This window comes from Ruegeria sp. ANG10, from assembly GCF_040705255.1.
In the GTDB taxonomy this organism is placed as follows: Bacteria; Pseudomonadota; Alphaproteobacteria; order Rhodobacterales; family Rhodobacteraceae; genus Ruegeria.
In genome coordinates this window covers 237,200-253,765 of the sequence record NZ_JBFCVU010000002.1, presented here as the reverse complement: position 1 = coordinate 253,765, position 16,566 = coordinate 237,200, and the positions used below count along the sequence as shown (strand labels likewise).

The 16,566-nt window shown below is 58.6% G+C and carries 20 protein-coding genes; 8 read left to right on the top strand and 12 right to left on the bottom strand.

Annotation, left to right across the window (positions count from 1 at the left end; genetic code table 11):
- Positions 1-89 precede the first annotated feature (89 nt).
- The 3 genes from surE to AB1A64_RS05260 all read left to right on the top strand — a co-directional run bounded on the left by surE (position 90) and on the right by AB1A64_RS05260 (position 2,746).
- The gene (surE, locus tag AB1A64_RS05270) at positions 90-872 is read left to right on the top strand and encodes a 5'/3'-nucleotidase SurE (protein ID WP_366550458.1); all 783 of its coding nucleotides are present in this window, start codon (positions 90-92) and stop codon (positions 870-872) included.
- Complete coding sequence (locus tag AB1A64_RS05265) at positions 869-1,519, top strand: protein-L-isoaspartate(D-aspartate) O-methyltransferase (protein WP_170348917.1); 651 nt, start codon at positions 869-871, stop codon at positions 1,517-1,519. Before surE ends, AB1A64_RS05265 begins: the two co-directional genes overlap by 4 nt.
- A gap of 63 nt (positions 1,520-1,582) precedes the next feature.
- The gene (locus AB1A64_RS05260) at positions 1,583-2,746 is read left to right on the top strand and encodes a peptidoglycan DD-metalloendopeptidase family protein (protein ID WP_366550457.1); all 1,164 of its coding nucleotides are present in this window, start codon (positions 1,583-1,585) and stop codon (positions 2,744-2,746) included.
- A 67-nt stretch (positions 2,747-2,813) separates the two neighbouring features.
- Here AB1A64_RS05260 and AB1A64_RS05255 read toward each other — a convergent pair whose 3' ends face one another.
- Both AB1A64_RS05255 and AB1A64_RS05250 read right to left on the bottom strand, forming a co-directional pair.
- Positions 2,814-3,485 carry a YafY family protein gene (locus tag AB1A64_RS05255; protein ID WP_366550456.1) on the bottom strand — a complete coding sequence of 224 codons (672 nt, stop codon included), beginning with the start codon at positions 3,483-3,485 and terminating at the stop codon, positions 2,814-2,816.
- A 21-nt stretch (positions 3,486-3,506) separates the two neighbouring features.
- Positions 3,507-3,812, bottom strand: coding sequence for a hypothetical protein (locus AB1A64_RS05250; RefSeq protein ID WP_366550455.1), 306 nt, complete (start codon positions 3,810-3,812; stop codon positions 3,507-3,509).
- 219 nt (positions 3,813-4,031) lie between these two features.
- Here AB1A64_RS05250 and AB1A64_RS05245 point away from each other — a divergent pair, with 219 nt between their 5' ends.
- From AB1A64_RS05245 to AB1A64_RS05230, 4 genes are all read left to right on the top strand, one after another.
- Complete coding sequence (locus AB1A64_RS05245) at positions 4,032-4,247, top strand: twin-arginine translocase TatA/TatE family subunit (RefSeq protein ID WP_298382271.1); 216 nt, start codon at positions 4,032-4,034, stop codon at positions 4,245-4,247.
- Positions 4,248-4,253: 6 nt separating this feature from the next.
- On the top strand, positions 4,254-4,712 hold the full coding sequence (gene tatB / locus AB1A64_RS05240; protein WP_170348912.1) for a Sec-independent protein translocase protein TatB: 459 nt from the start codon (positions 4,254-4,256) through the stop codon (positions 4,710-4,712).
- Positions 4,709-5,584: a twin-arginine translocase subunit TatC gene (gene tatC / locus AB1A64_RS05235; RefSeq protein WP_366550454.1), complete on the top strand. Its 876-nt coding sequence runs from the start codon at positions 4,709-4,711 to the stop codon at positions 5,582-5,584. Before tatB ends, tatC begins: the two co-directional genes overlap by 4 nt.
- Positions 5,585-5,700: 116 nt before the next feature.
- Positions 5,701-6,543, top strand: coding sequence for an ATP-binding protein (locus tag AB1A64_RS05230; protein ID WP_366550453.1), 843 nt, complete (start codon positions 5,701-5,703; stop codon positions 6,541-6,543).
- Between the two features lie 61 nt (positions 6,544-6,604).
- On the opposite strand, the gene AB1A64_RS05225 is transcribed toward AB1A64_RS05230, so the two are convergent.
- The 7 genes from AB1A64_RS05225 to AB1A64_RS05195 all read right to left on the bottom strand — a co-directional run bounded on the left by AB1A64_RS05225 (position 6,605) and on the right by AB1A64_RS05195 (position 13,477).
- Positions 6,605-7,249: an SDR family NAD(P)-dependent oxidoreductase gene (locus AB1A64_RS05225; RefSeq protein ID WP_366550452.1), complete on the bottom strand. Its 645-nt coding sequence runs from the start codon at positions 7,247-7,249 to the stop codon at positions 6,605-6,607.
- A 41-nt stretch (positions 7,250-7,290) separates the two neighbouring features.
- Positions 7,291-7,539, bottom strand: a complete 249-nt coding sequence (locus AB1A64_RS05220) for a hypothetical protein (protein WP_366550451.1) — start codon at positions 7,537-7,539, stop codon at positions 7,291-7,293.
- A 265-nt stretch (positions 7,540-7,804) separates the two neighbouring features.
- Positions 7,805-9,328, bottom strand: coding sequence for an amidophosphoribosyltransferase (purF, locus tag AB1A64_RS05215; protein ID WP_366550450.1), 1,524 nt, complete (start codon positions 9,326-9,328; stop codon positions 7,805-7,807).
- 631 nt (positions 9,329-9,959) lie between these two features.
- Positions 9,960-10,565, bottom strand: coding sequence for a CvpA family protein (locus AB1A64_RS05210; protein ID WP_366550449.1), 606 nt, complete (start codon positions 10,563-10,565; stop codon positions 9,960-9,962).
- A gap of 42 nt (positions 10,566-10,607) precedes the next feature.
- Complete coding sequence (gene radA / locus AB1A64_RS05205; RefSeq protein ID WP_170514589.1) at positions 10,608-11,969, bottom strand: DNA repair protein RadA; 1,362 nt, start codon at positions 11,967-11,969, stop codon at positions 10,608-10,610.
- 123 nt (positions 11,970-12,092) lie between these two features.
- Positions 12,093-12,875 carry a DNA repair protein gene (locus AB1A64_RS05200; RefSeq protein ID WP_366550448.1) on the bottom strand — a complete coding sequence of 261 codons (783 nt, stop codon included), beginning with the start codon at positions 12,873-12,875 and terminating at the stop codon, positions 12,093-12,095.
- Positions 12,876-13,024: 149 nt separating this feature from the next.
- Positions 13,025-13,477: a paraquat-inducible protein A gene (locus AB1A64_RS05195; RefSeq protein ID WP_366550447.1), complete on the bottom strand. Its 453-nt coding sequence runs from the start codon at positions 13,475-13,477 to the stop codon at positions 13,025-13,027.
- 105 nt (positions 13,478-13,582) lie between these two features.
- On the opposite strand from AB1A64_RS05195, the gene AB1A64_RS05190 reads away from it, so the two are divergent.
- Positions 13,583-13,840: an acyl-CoA thioesterase gene (locus AB1A64_RS05190; protein WP_366550446.1), complete on the top strand. Its 258-nt coding sequence runs from the start codon at positions 13,583-13,585 to the stop codon at positions 13,838-13,840.
- A gap of 167 nt (positions 13,841-14,007) precedes the next feature.
- On the opposite strand, the gene AB1A64_RS05185 is transcribed toward AB1A64_RS05190, so the two are convergent.
- Genes AB1A64_RS05185 through alr form a run of 3 tightly spaced genes read right to left on the bottom strand, consistent with a single transcriptional unit; the run spans position 14,008 to position 16,564 of the window.
- Positions 14,008-14,754, bottom strand: a complete 747-nt coding sequence (locus tag AB1A64_RS05185; protein WP_170514578.1) for an ATP-binding cassette domain-containing protein — start codon at positions 14,752-14,754, stop codon at positions 14,008-14,010.
- Positions 14,751-15,533 carry an ABC transporter permease gene (locus AB1A64_RS05180; protein ID WP_170348900.1) on the bottom strand — a complete coding sequence of 261 codons (783 nt, stop codon included), beginning with the start codon at positions 15,531-15,533 and terminating at the stop codon, positions 14,751-14,753. The genes AB1A64_RS05185 and AB1A64_RS05180 overlap by 4 nt, the downstream gene beginning before the upstream one ends.
- Positions 15,530-16,564: an alanine racemase gene (alr, locus tag AB1A64_RS05175; protein WP_366550445.1), complete on the bottom strand. Its 1,035-nt coding sequence runs from the start codon at positions 16,562-16,564 to the stop codon at positions 15,530-15,532. The genes AB1A64_RS05180 and alr overlap by 4 nt, the downstream gene beginning before the upstream one ends.
- Positions 16,565-16,566 lie beyond the last annotated feature (2 nt).

Genomic DNA, 16,566 nt, shown 5'->3' with positions numbered 1-16,566 from the left:
CTCGAAAGCCTCAGATTGCGGGTGCGCTTTGCTTGCCGCCGCGCGGGGGCGGGTCTATCAAGGTCAAAACGCTGCGGTGGATGGGGCAAATGCGTATTCTTCTGACCAATGATGACGGTATCAATGCGCCGGGCCTGATCACGCTTGAGGCGATTGCCGCCGATCTGGCCGGGCCCGACGGAGAAGTCTGGGTGGTTGCACCGGCATTCGAGCAATCGGGTGTTGGCCATTGCATCAGCTATACCCATCCGATGATGGTCGCGAAACTGGGAGACCAGCGTTTCGCCGCCGAAGGCTCGCCTGCCGATTGTGTGCTGGCCGGTCTGCATGATGTGATGAAGGATGCGCCGCCCGATTTGGTGTTGTCTGGCGTGAACCGGGGCAACAACTCGGCGGAAAACACGCTGTATTCCGGCACTGTCGGCGGTGCGATTGAGGCTGCGTTGCAGGGCATCCCGGCCATTGCTTTGTCGCAATATTTCGGCCCACGGAATCTGGGGCTGGACGATCCGTTTGAGGCCGCGACCCGGTTCGGGGCGGATTTGGTGCGGAAAATTCTGGACGCGACCCCGGTGGAACAAGGCGATTACCGTCTGTTCTACAACGTGAATTTCCCGCCCGTGCCCGCGGACGAGGTTCTGGGCACCCGGATCGCACCGCAAGGGTATCGCCGCGATACGCATTTCTCGGTCGAACCGCACAGTTCGCCCTCGGGGCGGCGGTTCCTGTGGATCAAGGGCGGCTATCAGCACAACCCCACAGCACCAGGAACGGATGCGGCGGTCAACTTGGCGGGCTATATCTCGGTCACGCCGATGCGCGCGGATCTGACGGCACATGACGCGCTTGAGGCATTGAAGACGATCGAATGACCGGACCAGATCCCGAAACAATCATGCAGTTCTTGTTTGCCCTGCGATCGCGTGGGGTAACAGATGCGCGCGTGCTGGCCGCGATGGAACAGGTCGACCGTGGCCGCTTTGTCAAAGGTCTGTTCGCCGAGCGCGCGTATGAAGACACGCCGCTGCCGATTGCCTGCGGGCAGACGATCAGCCAGCCGTCTGTTGTTGGGTTGATGACACAGGCGCTGGATGTGCGCCCGCGCGACACAGTGTTAGAGGTTGGAACCGGCTCGGGCTATCAGGCGGCGATCCTGTCCAAGCTGGCGCGCCGGGTCTATACGGTCGAACGCCACAAGCGGTTGGTGCGCGAAACCGGTGCGCTGTTTCGCGAGTTGGGGCTGACCAATGTCACCGCGATGCTGTCGGACGGCTCCTTCGGTTTGTCCGAACAGGCCCCGTTTGACAGGATCATTGTGACCGCTGCGGCGGAGGATCCGCCAGGGCCGCTCTTGGCGCAGCTTAAAATCGGCGGTATCATGGTTTTGCCGGTGGGACAGTCGGATGCGGTTCAGACCCTGATCCGGGTCAGGCGGACCGAGACCGGGTTGGACTATGACGAATTGTTACCCGTTCGTTTCGTGCCCTTGTTAGAAGGGCTTGGCAGGGACGGTGCGTAAAAGAATATTCTGCAACATGCGCCGGAACCCCGGAAAACACGGGCAGGCGTTGAGGACAGTAAGATGAGAGCAGTTTCCAAATCAGCGATGCTCCGCTGCGCGACAGGTGTAGCGGCGTTGGCGATTCTGGCCGGGTGCGAAGGCCCGCTGGATTATGATCTGCGCGGGCAGGTCGGCGGATTTTCGACCGCCGATGCCGCGCGCGGAGTGACCGCGAACCGGCCAGCGCCGGACGCGCGCGGGGTTATCACCTATCCGAATTACCAAGTGGCCGTTGCACAACGCGGCGATACGGTCGCCTCGGTTGCTGCCCGTGTTGGGTTGCCCGAGGGTGAATTGGCCGTTTTCAACGGTCTCAAGCCAACAGATCAATTGCGCGACGGTGAGGTGATCGCCTTGCCGCGTACGGTCAGTTCGGCCAGTTCGGTGGATATCGCCTCGATTGCCGGAACCGCAATTGATGAGGCGCCGGCAGATGGCTCGGTTAGGACATCGACATTGGCACCGGCCCAACCTGCAACCGCGCCCGCACCGGCCCCTGCGACATCGGGGCCCGAGCCGATCCGTCACCAGGTCAAACGCGGCGAGACAGCTTATACCATTGCACGGCTTTACGATGTGCCAGTGGATGCGCTGGCCGAATGGAACGGGTTGGGGTCGGACTTTACCGTGCGGGAGGATCAGTTCCTGTTAATCCCGATCAAGAACCAGCCTGCTCCACGACAAGCGGTTGTGCCCGCCAGCAATGTGACACAACCCGGCCAGGGCTCGCCCACGCCGACACCGCCAAGTGCCACGCAACCGTTGCCAGATGAAGTTATCGAACCAGCCCCTCCTGCACCGGATGTGACGGCTGAGCCACCGACGAGTCAGAGCAGTTCGGCCCTTGGCCTGCCGGTTACCGGCACGATCGTTCGGACCTATGACAAAGGCAAGAATGAAGGGATCGACATCGCAGGTTCACCGGGAACCGCCGTGAAGGCAGCAGAAGCCGGGACCGTAGCGGCGATCACCGCAGATGCGGATCAAGTGCCTATCATCGTGGTTAAACACAACAGCGATCTGCTGACCGTCTATGCAAACGTCGATAAGATCACGGTCAAAAAGGGCGACCGCGTGCGCCGAGGCGAACAGATTGCGTCCTTGCGTGGCGGCGACAATTCCTATGTCCATTTCGAGGTGCGCAAAGGGTTCGAATCCGTCGATCCGGAACCTTATCTGAAGTGATGAGAACGGCCCGTTTCGGGCCATGCCTCCAGCGGAGGTATTTATAGCCAGATGAAGCGGCGGCGGATCACGCGTGAGGGTCGTAGTCGCTCAGCCGTTTTCCAGGTTCATCGGCAAAGATTTCCGGTAGGGGTGAGACGGTTTCGATCAGGTCGATGCGAAACACGCGGAACCCTTCGCGTAGCTCACACCACGCGGTAAGGGTCCAGACGCGGCCCCAGTATTCCATATGCAACGGACGGATGGTTCGGTCTGTCAAAACCCCGTCGATGCGGCGATAGGACAAGTGCAGTTTTTGTCGGGTTTTGATCGCGGACCGGATCGGGGCCATATGTGCCAGCCCCCGCGCGGCATCAGCAAAGGGGTAGACCGCGAATTTCCACGTGTCTGCTTCGGCGACGACCTGAGTGGGTAATACAGCATCAATCTTGTCAGCCAGAGTTTCGGCGGCGGCCTTTAGGTCGGGGTCTGCGGCCTCGGCCACGATGGCCATGCCGAGGTTCAGCGCTTCAAGCTCGGCCGGGGTTAGGTTCAGCGGGGGCAGGGTGATTTGCTCGCGAACCATATAGCCTACGCCGCGTTCACCCTCGACCGGAATGCCCGAAGCCACCAGCGTGTCCATATCGCGATAGATCGTGCGAACCGATACCTCTAGCCGATCCGCAATATCCTGCGCGCGGTGCAGTTTGCCGTCGCGCAGGATCTGGATGATGTCGAACAGACGATCAGAGCGGCGCATGACACGCCGCCCGGACCGCGTTTATGCGGTCATGTTCCATAGCACATTCTCGTGGCGCATTTGGACGCTTTCAGGGTTGATGGCCGCCATCATGCCAGCGGCACATTCCTGTTGCGGAAATTGTGCGGCTGCGTCCTGCGCGGCCTTCATATCTGTCCAGACGACATAGTCGGTCCAGCGGCCATCTTCACCCTGGCTCAGCTGACGGTGGGCAAAACCGGGGGCCGCGCGGACAAACGCCTCGGACGCCTGGCTAAGCTTCACGAATTCTTCCGGTGTTGTCCCGTTGGCGAGGGTGAAGGTGACGATTTCAGCAACATGGGTCATTTGATTCTCCGTTGACCAGGTTTCGATGCCCTGTTCCTAATGCCCTTCAACTGACATAAACCTGTCAGTTGAGAAATGCCAGTCTGCAAAAAATGCGTGATTGGATCAATTTTGAACGCGGAATTGATCTGGCGCACTTTTGCGCAGGGCCTTGCAGGCGTAGACACGGACCCAGATCACATTCCCGGCGCAGCGCGCCGATGTACAAGGAGAAGAGACATGCTCAACAATATCGGCCTTCCCGGTCTGCTGCTGATCGCCGTTGTGGTGCTGGTGCTGTTTGGCCGCGGTAAAATCAGCTCGTTGATGGGTGAAGTGGGCAAGGGCATTACCTCGTTCAAGAAGGGCGTCAAAGAAGGCGCGGACGAGCTGGAGCAGGATGCTGCCGAGGTGGCCAAGGACGTCACGCCCGAGACCGACAAAGACAAGGTCTAAGCGCAGATGTTTGATCTGGGTTGGACCGAGCTTCTGGTCATCGGCATTGTTGCCCTGATCGTTGTGGGGCCAAAGGACCTGCCGGTGCTGTTTCGCAATGTCGGTCGCTGGGTCGGCAAGGCCCGCGGCATGGCGCGGGAATTCAGCAGCGCCATGAACGAAGCCGCGGATCAGGCCGGTGTGAACGAGATCAAAAAAGGTCTGAACGCGGCGGCCAATCCCGTCAGCACCGCCATGGACAGCGTTAACGAGGCGGCGCGGGACGTTGCCAAAAGCATCGACCCCACCAAGTTCGACCCCGACAGCGAGACCGGCAAGCTGGCAGCAGAACGGGCCGAGCAGGCCAAGAAAATACAGGCCTCGACTGCACGTGCAGCTGCCGAGCGTAAGGCCAAAGAAGCGGCGGATGCACTGGCCAAAGCCGAAGAGGCCGAGGCCGCGCTGAAGACTGAAAGCAAGACATGACAAAGACCGACGAGATCGAAGACAGCTCAGCCCCGCTGATCGAGCATCTGGCGGAACTGCGCACGCGGTTGATCCACTGCGTCGTGGCGTTTCTGGTCGGGATGATCATCTGTTTCACCGTGGCAACGCCGCTTTTCAATTTCTTGACCAACCCTTTGTGCGAAGTGCTGGCCGAACGCGGTCAGGATTGCGGTTTGATTTTCATCTCACCGCAGGAAGGGTTCTTCGTCGCCATCAAGGTCTCGCTGCTGGGCGGCTTTATTCTGGCCTTCCCATATATCGGGATGCAGATGTGGCGCTTCGTGGCGCCGGGCCTGTACCGATCGGAAAAGAACGCGTTCCTGCCATTCATGCTGGCCTCGCCCTTCATGTTCCTTCTGGGGGCAAGCTTTGCGTTCTATGTCGTGACGCCGTTGGCTTATGACTTCTTCCTCGGGTTCCAGCAATTTGGCGCCGAAGGTGAGGCCGTGGTGGAAGGCGCAACCGCGGCTCCACTCAGCGTGGTCTTTCAGGGCTCGGCGCAGGAATACCTGAACCTGACGATCAAGTTCATCGTGGCCTTTGGCCTGTGTTTCCAACTGCCCGTTTTGTTGACCCTCATGGGCAAGGCGGGGCTGGTTACGGCCGAAGGGTTGGGCTCCGTGCGGAAATACGCGGTGGTTGCCATTCTGGTGCTTGCCGCGCTGGTGACACCGCCTGATGTGATCACGCAGGTCATTCTCTTCGTTGTCGTCTACGGCCTTTATGAGATTTCGATTTTCCTCGTCGCCCGGGTTGAGAAAAAACGCGAAGAACAACTGCGCGCCGACGGCTACTATGACGATGAAGAAGAAGCCGACGAAGAGATCTTGCGGGAAGAAGACGGCAAGTAACCCCGCTGAAAACCATGCGACAGGCGCGCTTAACCGGCGCGCCTTTTTCATGTCCGGCCCTTGTTGTGCCGCTTGGAACATGGTTTGAACCCGGCAATGCATGACCGGAGGCCCCAATGGATGACCAAGCCCTGAACCGTATCGCCGACGCGCTGGAACGGATGGCGCCAGCCCCACTGGCCGCGCCTGATTTCGCGGCAGCCCCGGCGTTTGTTTGGCATGTTGAACCGGACCGGCTAGAGCCTGTCACGCAGGTCAATCGCGTCGATCTGGATTTGCTGGTGGGCATCAATCGGTCTCGCGACACACTGCTGGACAATACGCGCAGGTTTGCTGCCGGGTTCAAAGCCAACAACGCGCTGCTCTGGGGCGCGCGGGGGATGGGGAAATCCAGCCTTGTCAAAGCCGTTCACGGCATGCTGCAGATGGAATTCCCAGATCTGAAGTTAGTGGAACTCCAGCGCGAGGATATGGGCTCGGTCGCCCGCCTGCTGAACCACCTGCGCGCCGCGCCGCATCGTTTCATCCTGTTCTGCGATGACTTGTCGTTTAGTCATGACGACCAGCACTATAAATCGCTCAAGGCGGTGCTGGACGGGGGGATCGAAGGGCGCCCAGAGAACGTCGTATTCTACGCGACTTCGAACCGCCGCCACCTGATGCCGCGCGACATGATCGAAAACGAACGCTCCAGCGCGATCAACCCGTCTGAGGCGGTCGAGGAAAAGGTTTCGCTGTCTGATCGGTTCGGCCTGTGGCTCGGCTTCCACCCTTGTGATCAGGATGAATACCTGGCGATGATCGACCGCTATTGCAGGGCATATGGCGTGTCGGTTGACGCTGAAACCCTGCGTGCCGAAGCCATCGAATGGCAGGCAACGCGGGGCGCGCGGTCAGGCCGTGTGGCATGGCAATTCTTCGTCGATCTGGCCGGGCGCAACGGCGTGCATATCGCCTAACCCGCCCGTTTCATCTTTTTCCAAATACTCACGCCGGAGGCATGGCCCAAAGGGCCATTCCTTACAGCAAAGACAAAATCCGCGCGGCTTCGTCTGCCGTGCTGGCCAACGCATCGCGATCTTCACCGGGATGGAATCGCGCACGTACGGCGGTTGGCATCGGGGCAGGCTCGACAATGGAAACCCGCGGGCCGGTGCGTTCGGTCTCTTGCGCCCAACCACGCGCCAGCGCCATCTGCGCCGCCTTCGTCGCCCCGTAGATGCCATAAAACTTCTGACCAGCTTTCGGATCGTCAAAGAACACCGCGTGGCCGGTTTCGCCCAATAGGGGGGCAATATAGGGGATCAGAACTGATGTCGCCGTGGCGTTGGTATTAACGGCCTTAGTCCACTCTTTTGGGTCGATGAAATGTGTGGGCGTCAGGGCCGAGGTGTGAACGGCCGTGTGCAGCCACAAATCCACCTTGCCCCAGCGATCATGGATGCCCCGGCACAAGGTCGCCATGGCGTTTGGGTCAGCGATATCCATCGGCGCCAGGGTTGCGGCACCGCCTTTGGCCCGAATGCGGTCATCCAGCTCTTCCAGCCCGCCGGTGGTGCGGGCGACGGCGACAATGTGATATTCGGGTGCCAGTGCCTCGGCCAGGGCAGCGCCCAACCCACGAGAGGCCCCGGTAACGAGGGCAATTTTGGTCTGATCGGTCATGACAGGGGTTTGAACCCCCGCACGCAGGGCGTCAAGCCAGATTAACTGCCGGGTATAACGATCCGCTTGGTCTGGCCGCTTTGTCGCAGCATTACGCCGTCGGCATCAATGGCAACGACGGTGCCCGAAGACACGCGGCTGCCCAGCTTGACCTCTTTTACACGTCCCGAAGACATACGCATGAGGGCCCGCATGTCCGATTTCGGGCCAAAGATCCCCAAAACAGACAAAGAGCTTTTTTTCAGCGCGCCTTTTTGCGTGGCCGCGCTTTTGACAGTGGCGTTTGACATGAATTCCGGCCTGACCGCAGCGGTCCGACCCCTTGATTGAGTGGTTGGCAACCTGCGGGCTACCAAACCGGTTCAGAAAGGAAAAGCCCGAATGGCCGAGCGTTTCCCAATGGGATTCCGCATTGCGGCGAAGCCCTTGCGATTGCAATTTCTTCACCGATGGGTTGTGGCGGAAATCTTCCGATGCTGCCCGTCAGGCAGGCAGAAAAAGGCCCGCATCACATCGGTGAAACGGGCCAAAAGTAAGGTCGATTCGGATCAGAGCTTATCCCGAAGCCAGCTTTGCGCTGTTCCACGATCCGCCAGGAACCTGCATATCTGCCCGTTTCTTGCTGACCCGGTTGCTGTTTTCGAGACTGTCCAGATAGTCGTCGCTGACGCTGCCGGTGATGTAATTGCCGTCGAAACAGGAACAGTCAAAGGCTTCGATCTCGGGGTTGCCCTCTTTGGCGGCCCAGATCAGGTCGTCGAGGTCCTGATAGAACAGGGCATCTGCGCCGACTTCCTGACGGATTTCTTCGATATCTTTGCCATTGGCGATCAATTCATGCTTGGTGGGCATGTCGATGCCATAGACGTTAGGGAATTTTACCGGCGGTGAGGCGCTGGCGATGTACACTTTTTTAGCCCCGGCTTCGCGACACATCTGCACGATCTTCTTGATCGTGTTGCCGCGCACGATGGAGTCGTCGATCAGCAGAACGTTGTGATCGCGGAACTCCAACGGTACGGCGTTCAGCTTGCGGCGCACCGATTTCTGACGCTCTTCCTGGCCGGGCATGATGAATGTTCGCCCGACATAGCGGTTTTTGACCAAACCTTCGCGGTAGGGAATGCCGGTGGCCTTGGCCACCTCAAGCGCCACGGGGCGGGCGCTGTCGGGCACGGGGATGATGCGGTCGATCTCAAGCCCTGCGGCCTCGATCTGGCGAGCCAGCGTCTGACCCATGCGCATCTGGGTTTTGTAAACCGAAACACCATCCAGCAGCGAATCCGGGCGGGCCAGGTAGACATATTCAAAGATACACGGGGTCAGTTGACCTTCGACCGCCTGGAAGGTGTGCATGTTTCCATCCAGATCAATCAGGATCGCCTCGCCGGGATTGAGATCGCGCAGCTTTTCAAAGCCGTTGATCCCAAAGGCGACATCCTCTGAGGCAAAGGCGTAATCGTCGCCGTCGCCGTCCACATCACGCTTGGCGACGGAAAGAGGGCGGATGCCATAAGGATCGCGGAACGCCAGCATGCCGACACCGGCAACTAGGCAGATTACAGAATAGGCGCCTTGGATTCGCTCCATCGTCATCTTCACGCCAGCAAAGATGTTGCGGATCGGTTCGCCATTGCCGTTGACCTTGATCGCATCGGCAACCTTGTCGGCCAGCACGTTCAGCAGGATTTCCGAATCCGACGTGGTGCGCAGGTGGCGACTGTATTTGGCGGTCACCTTTTCACGCTGTTCGGCGGTGTTGGTGATGTTGCCATTGTGGACCAGATAGATGCCATAAGGGGCATTCACAAAGAACGGCTGCGCCTCGGATGCGCTAAGCGATCCGGCGGTTGGGTACCGCACATGGCCCATTCCGATCTTGCCCAGCAAGGTCTCGGCGTCTTGTGCGTTGAACACGTCTTTGACTAGACCGTTTGCCTTCTTTTCACGGAAGAATTCACCGTTATAGGTGACGATCCCTGAGGCATCCTGACCCCGGTGCTGCAGCATCAGCAGCCCGTCATAGATTTCCGCAAAGACATCATGTGTCCTGCTTGCGATCCCTAAAATCCCACACATGTACGGGCTCCAATTTCCATGACGTTTTGACTAGCGGTGATGATCTGAACGTCTGCATGGGTATGCCAATGCGCCTTGCTTCCATCCCGGCTGATGATGCAAACGCGCCAAAGTCACGAGGGCAAGCGCGAGAGAAAACAGGTACAGCAAGATCGGTGGCTCCGATTCCATGTCAGTTCGGCCTCCACATAATGCCTAATGCCGCCTGTGTCATCAAAGGATCACATTCACCCATCGTCGCAGGTGCGTTTTATGAAAGGTGACTGGAATAGGTGACATAATGGCATGCTTGTGCTGTCATAGTGCAAGTAGCGGTTTTTTTACCCAGTATGTGAGTTTTGATAGGACGTCAGCCATGTGGGAACACAAGCAAGGAAGAAAAAAGGAAGACCCGGTGAAACGCCGGTGCCATCGTTGCCGTGGCATGGGCCGGTCGCCTTGCCCCATTTGCAATGGCTCAGGCGAGGTGATCAAAAGCCGCGATATCCACGGTAAACCCATAATGGGCCGCTGCGAGGGGTGCTTTGGCCTGAAGAACACCAGATGCACAGTCTGCGGCGGAGAAGGTTTTCTAACGGAATATGTCTGATAGGCAGGTAAGAAAAAAGCCCGGTCAATGCCGGGCTTTTTCTTATTCAGTTGCGGCCGGTGCCGTGGTTTCCGAGGCCTCTGGCGCCTCGGTGCCGGCACCGCAGCTTGCCACAAGCTCTTCATATTGTTGGGTGACCCAACCCAGCCATTGTTCGGGATTTTGTTCTTCGATCCGGTCGCTGAACTGTTCGAAAACTTTGGCAGAACGGCTTTCGTCGACCATCGTATAAGACTGGCCGGTCATGACCGTGTCATAGACAAAGAAGGCGATAGCAACCAACAGGATGCCACGCGCGATGCCGAAGAATAAGCCAAGCGCCTGATCCAACCCGCCAATGGCCGAGCGTTGCACGATTGACGAAAACAGCGGTGTAAAGATGCTGACCACGATCAGAGCGATTGCAAACACGGCGGCAAAGCCGGTGATCACCGACAATTCGCAGCTATCACGCAGGAAATCTCCGACGACCGGGATCTCTTTCACCAGCGGAACGGCCTGGGGTGCAAAAATGAAGGCCAGAACAGCGGCTGCGACCCAGCCGGCAATGGCCAAAACCTCACGTAAAAATCCGCGTGAATAGGCCAGCAGGCCCGACACGACGATGATCAGGGCAACCACCCCGTCGATAATTGTAAAACCTTCCATGGCCCTCGCCTGTACTTTTTTTCAGCCCCTCAAGGCGTTACCTTAACCTGCTCCGAAGGTTTCGCCAACAAACCCCACCAAATCAGAGGGTCGGGTGAGTGTCAGACCTGCCACAGTACCGGTTTTGCCACCCGCCGGAGCAATTGCCGATGTGAAACCAAGTTTTTGCGCTTCTTTCAACCTGTTTTCGGTCTGAGGGGCCGGTCTAAGTGCCCCGGATAACGAGATTTCTCCGAAAACCACCGTATCTGCGGGCAAAGCTGTGTCTTCGCGGGCACTCAGCAGGGCTGCGGCCACTGCAAGGTCGGCGGCGGGTTCGCTGACTTTCATCCCTCCGGCCACGTTCAGATAAACATCGAGGCCTGCAAAGGGGACACCGCAGCGCGCTTCGAGAACGGCGAGGATCATCGCCAGCCGTCCGCTGTCCCATCCCACGACGGTGCGGCGGGGTTGAGAATGGGGGGATGGGGCGACCAGCGCCTGCAACTCAACCAACACAGGGCGAGTGCCTTCGATCCCTGCAAAGACTGCCGATCCGGGGCTGGGTGTGCCGCGTTCTGACAGGAACAGAGCAGAAGGGTTTGTGACCTGTGCCAGCCCTTTACCGGTCATCTCGAACACGCCGATTTCGTCTGCGGGGCCAAACCGGTTCTTGACGGCGCGCAGGATGCGGAACTGATGGCCGCGCTCGCCTTCGAAGTAAAGGACCGTATCGACCATATGTTCCACCACCCGGGGGCCTGCGATCTGGCCTTCCTTGGTGACATGGCCGACCATGACGATCGACACGCCGTGTCGTTTCGCAAACGTGGTCAATTCATGCGCGGCAGCCCGGACTTGTGACACCGAACCTGGTGCGCTGTCGACATTGTCGGCCCACATGGTCTGGATCGAGTCGATGATGGCGAGGCCGGGTTTTTCAGCCTCAAGCGTTGTCAGGATATTGCGCAGGTTGGTTTCGGCAGCCAATTGCACCGGGGCATCTTCTAGCCCTAACCGACGCGCACGCATGCGAACCTGCGCGCTGGCTTCCTCACCCGAGATATAAATTGTTTTCACTCCAGCGCGGGAAAAACGGGCCGCCGCCTGCAGCAGAAGGGTGGATTTTCCGATGCCAGGGTCACCGCCCACCAGCAGGGCCGACGCGGGGACAAGGCCGCCGCCAAGCACGCGGTCGAGTTCCTCAACCCCGCAAAGGGTACGGGGCGGGGGTGTTTCCTCGGTCGACAGATCGGTGAGTGCGATGGACTGGCCGCGTTTGCCGCCCAAGGATTTCTTGGCGGGGCCCGCCGAAAGGGGGACGTCTTGCGAGATGGTGTTCCATTCACCGCACGCGTCGCAACGCCCGGACCAACGCGAATGCGACGCGCCACAGGCCGAGCAGGAAAAAGTCGTCTTTGCCATGCGGCCTTGGTGCCCGAGGACGAGCGGTTCTTCAAGCCCTTGCAGGGCTTTCATCTCCGCCGGTGGGGTGCCGCGTCCTCAGGCCCCGAGGGGCCATCGTCCGCGGCAAAGGCGCTGAGGCGCCTATTCCGCCGCACGGGGCGGGGACATTGCGACCACGCTTGAGGCTTTGGTCGTGTTGTCTTTGGGGGGTGTTTGCAGCTGAGCCGACAATTCTGGCAACAGCTCGAACAGTTCATCCCGCAAGCGGGCCAGTTGTGATTTGGCGATGGTTTCTTCCATTTCGACATCGCGCGTCCATTGGCGCAGTTCGTTCTGGATCACCTGAGCCTCTTCGAGACGCTTCTGGAACAGTTCGATCTCTTCCTGACGCTGTTGCAGGAAGGTTCGGGCACGATTGATCCGCACGTCGCCATAGGTTTCGGCCAGTTCGTGGCTGATCTGGCTCATCTGTGCGGCCAGTTCCAGGATTTCAGGCTCGAGTGTCTGTAGGTCAGGGTGCTGGCACAGAAAGGCCATGCGTTCTTTGACCGCGTCAAACTCGGACGACATCATGAACAGGCCGCCACGGTCCGCTGCGTGGGCCATTTGATAGGCGTCTGATATGTCGTGCATGTTCAGGGCAAATTTGCGGTGATTGTTTTCCAGCGCCATCATCCGTGCATTGGCCGGCAGATAAAACGCCAGCATGAGAATCAAAACGGTCAGGCCAATCTGAATAAACATCCCCGCATCCGTCACCGGACCGCCACCAAATCCGGCTTGCATGGAGAGCCAGGGTAACACACCCAAAGCGGATAAAAGCGTGGCTGAAACGGCAAACAGGGCCGCCGCGCAAATGAGGAAAAAAGTCAGTCTTAAAAAGGCATTCTGAAATTGCAATGTAATGTTATGGAGGGCAGTCATGTTCGACGAACTCCTTCTAGAACCGGTACACACCAGGCCCAAGCGGAGAGCATCCAAAACACACAGATTGATCCGCTACGGACCCGAAAACTACAAATTGTCACTGCTCGAAATATAAAGATGATACTCAGATGAGTGTTTTCAATCAATTAGCTATGAGGATTTCGTGATCTGCGTGTCATTTCGGTAATGTGGCCCAACGCGAGCGAGGCCAGAATGCAGGCCGTGAACAGGTAAAGTCCCCATGCAGTTTCGATGGTCGCGTACGAGATGCCTTTGGCCAGAGTGATATAGAGCGCGATCAGAAAGATGTCGGCCATGGCCAGTTTGCCGAGGATGTTAAGCGCGGGTTGGACGCGGGCATCCAGCAGGTCCCACTGTATCAGGGCGGTGCCGATGGTTTTGATGTAAGGCGCGACGAGGGCGAAGATGGTGACGATCAGCGCCAGAAAGACGTCGGATTTCCAAAGAGACTGGAGCCCGGTGATGACGCTGATTTCGCTGAGGCCAAAAATCGGCAGCAGACCGGCACGCATCAGCGGGGCAAACCATGCGATGGGGTAGAGGATCAAAAGGGAGAGGGTGGCGAGGCGGAGTGTCATTCGGTTTAGCCAGTCTGGTTCGCTCGGGGCAATCTATTGGGACAAGTATGTGTTAACTTAAACAAATGAAGCCAATTGACAGACTTCAATAAGGAGTAATATCCGATGCCTTCATTTTTGGCCTTCAAATCCATCGTTGATCCTTCGGATTGTGATTTCCTCGGGCACATGAATGTTTCGAAGTATTTCGCTGCCTGTTCCGACTCTGTATTTGCCCTGCAGGCGGAAATGGGGCTGACGGCAGAAGATATGCGCAGCGGGCGAAAGCTGTCTTTTGCCGTCGTCCATACCTCCAGCGATTTTCGGGCTGAACTGAGCGCCGGCGAAGCAATAGAGATGGAAAGCGAAGTGCTTGAAATTTGAGGGAAGTCGATGACCTTTCGTCACACTCTCAAGAAAGTGGCGGATGGTGAAACTGCGTTCATGACGGTTTTCAAATGTGTTCTTCTAAATCTGGACACACGACACGCGGCAACCCTGCCGGAGGACGTTGCCAAAAAGGCTAAGGGGTGGATGGCCAAAAACTGACCTTAACGTACCGCCTCAATCGGCCCCTCGGCACTGCCGCTGATAAACTGCTCCACATAGGGATCACCCGAGGCATCCATCTGTCCAACAGGGCCGGTCCATTGGATGACGCCCCCATGCAGCATGGCGACGTTATCGGCAATCGCGCGGACGGAACTCATGTCGTGGGTGATGGTCATCGCGGTGGCGCCCATCTCGGTCACGATCTCGCGGATTAGATCGTTGATGACGCCGGACATGATCGGATCGAGGCCGGTGGTGGGCTCGTCAAAGAAAATGATCTCGGGTTCGGCGGCGATGGCGCGGGCGAGGCCTACGCGTTTCTGCATGCCGCCCGACAGTTCCGACGGAAACCGGTCGGCCACGTCGGATTTCAGACCCACGCGGCGCAGTTTTTCGATAGCGATTTCGCGGGCGTATTCCGGCGGGCGCTTCAACGGTCCGCGCAGCAGGCGGAACGAGACATTCTGCCAGACGGGCAGCGAGTCAAACAGGGCAGCGCCCTGAAACAGCATCCCGAACCGGGCCAGAAACTTATCCCTATCGCCTTTGGTGGCGTCTTTGCCATCCACATAGATCATACCGCTGTCGGGTTTGATCAGGCCAAGGATACATTTTAGCGCCACCGATTTGCCGGTGCCCGAACCACCGATGATGACCATCGAGGTGCCCTTTGGTATCTCAAGGTTCATGCCCTGCAGAACTCGATTGTCGCCAAAGGCTTTCTGTACATTCTCCATCCGGATCATAGTGAGAAGAACACCCCTGTCAGAATGAAGTTTGTGGCCAAAATCATGATGGCAGCAGATTCGACCGAGGATTTTGTGGCGCGGCCCACACCCTGCGCGCCGCGGCCCGAGTTCATGCCGTAAAAGCAGCCCATGACCGCCGCGATCAGGCCGAAGGCTGCGCCCTTGGCCAGCGACGACATGATGTCATGGGCCTCAAGGAAATTAACGGTGTTCAGCAGATAGGTCGCCGGGTTGAACCCCAGATTTTGGGTCGCAACGACATAACCGCCCGCGATGCCAATGATATCTCCGATCCCGACCAGCAGCGGCACGGTGATCAGCGCGGCCAGAACACGCGGGGCGGTCAGGTATTTCATCGGATGAGTGGACAGGGTGACCAGGGCGTCGATCTGCTCAGTCACTTTCATGGTGGCGATCTCGGCCGCGATGGACGAGGTCACGCGGGCGGCAATCATCAGGCCCACCAGCACGGGGCCAAGTTCGCGCACCATACCGATGGCAACGATCTGCGGCACCACGGCCTCGGCGTTGAAGCGGGCGCCACCGGCATAGATTTGCAGCGCCAGCGCGCCACCGGTGAAAATTGCGGTCAGGCCGACAACAGGTAGGGACAGCCAGCCGATGTTCATCAGCGCGACGATAAATTCGCGCGGGTAGTAGGGCGGACGAAAGATGTGTGAGATCGCGTCTATGGTAAACAGCGCAACCTTGCCAAAGGTGGCAAACAGCGCCAGGACCGCGCGACCCAACCCACCCAACAGAGAAAGAGGATTCATTCCACGTAACCCCGTGAATAACGCGCGCCAAGCGATGTGAGGATTTCATACCCGATGGTGCCTGCGGCCTCGGCCAGGTCATCGACCGTCTGGTGACCGTTCAGGATGCGCAGGCGTTCCGGGTCTTCGGGCAGGTCAGTGACGTCAACGGTGATCAGGTCCATCGATATGCGACCGACCACAGGGCAGGGCTGGTCTCCGGCAAATGCGTCGATACCGCCGCCAATGGCCCGGTGCAGCCCGTCCGCATACCCTGCGGCCACGGTTGCGATTCGCGATGGGCGCCGGGCGAGCCAAGTGCCGCCATAGCCGACGGTTTCACCAACTTCGACCGCGCGTACCTGAATGACGGGCAGATCGACGGTCACGACGGGCTTGGCGTCGGCAAATGGCATGCCGCCGTAAAGACCAACGCCCGGACGACAGAAATCAAAGTGGAATTCCGAGCCCATCAGCGTGCCCGCCGTTGCCGCCAGCGACCGCGGCGCGGTGACACCGTCGGTCATATCGCGGAAGGTCTTAAGCTGTTGACGGTTCATCGGATGGTCAGGTTCGTCCGAGCAGGCCAGATGCGATATGACTACCTGTGGGTTCTGGCTTTCCATCTCGGACCTCAGCGCGGCCCAATCGGCGGGTTCAAGGCCCAGACGATTCATTCCACTGTCCAATTGAACTCCGAACGGGTGACTCGGCATTGCTTGTTGCAGGCGTTTGAACTGTTCCGGAGAGTTGATCAAAGGAATCAAGTTGTCAGCAAAGTGCAGCCCGTTGTCACCTTCCATGAACCCCGAGAAGACAAAAATCTGGGGATCGGGTCCAACGGCCTTGCGCACGGCGGCACCTTCTTCTGCGGCGGCGACAAAGAACTTGCGAACGCCTTCTTCGGCCAGGGTCGCAGACACCGGCCCGGCACCCAGGCCATATGCGTCAGCTTTGACCACGGCGCCGGTCTCGACATCCGTTTTTGCATTGAGCGCCCGCCAGTTGCTGGCGAGCGCCTGAAGATTGATCGTCAAACGTGCGGTACTCATGA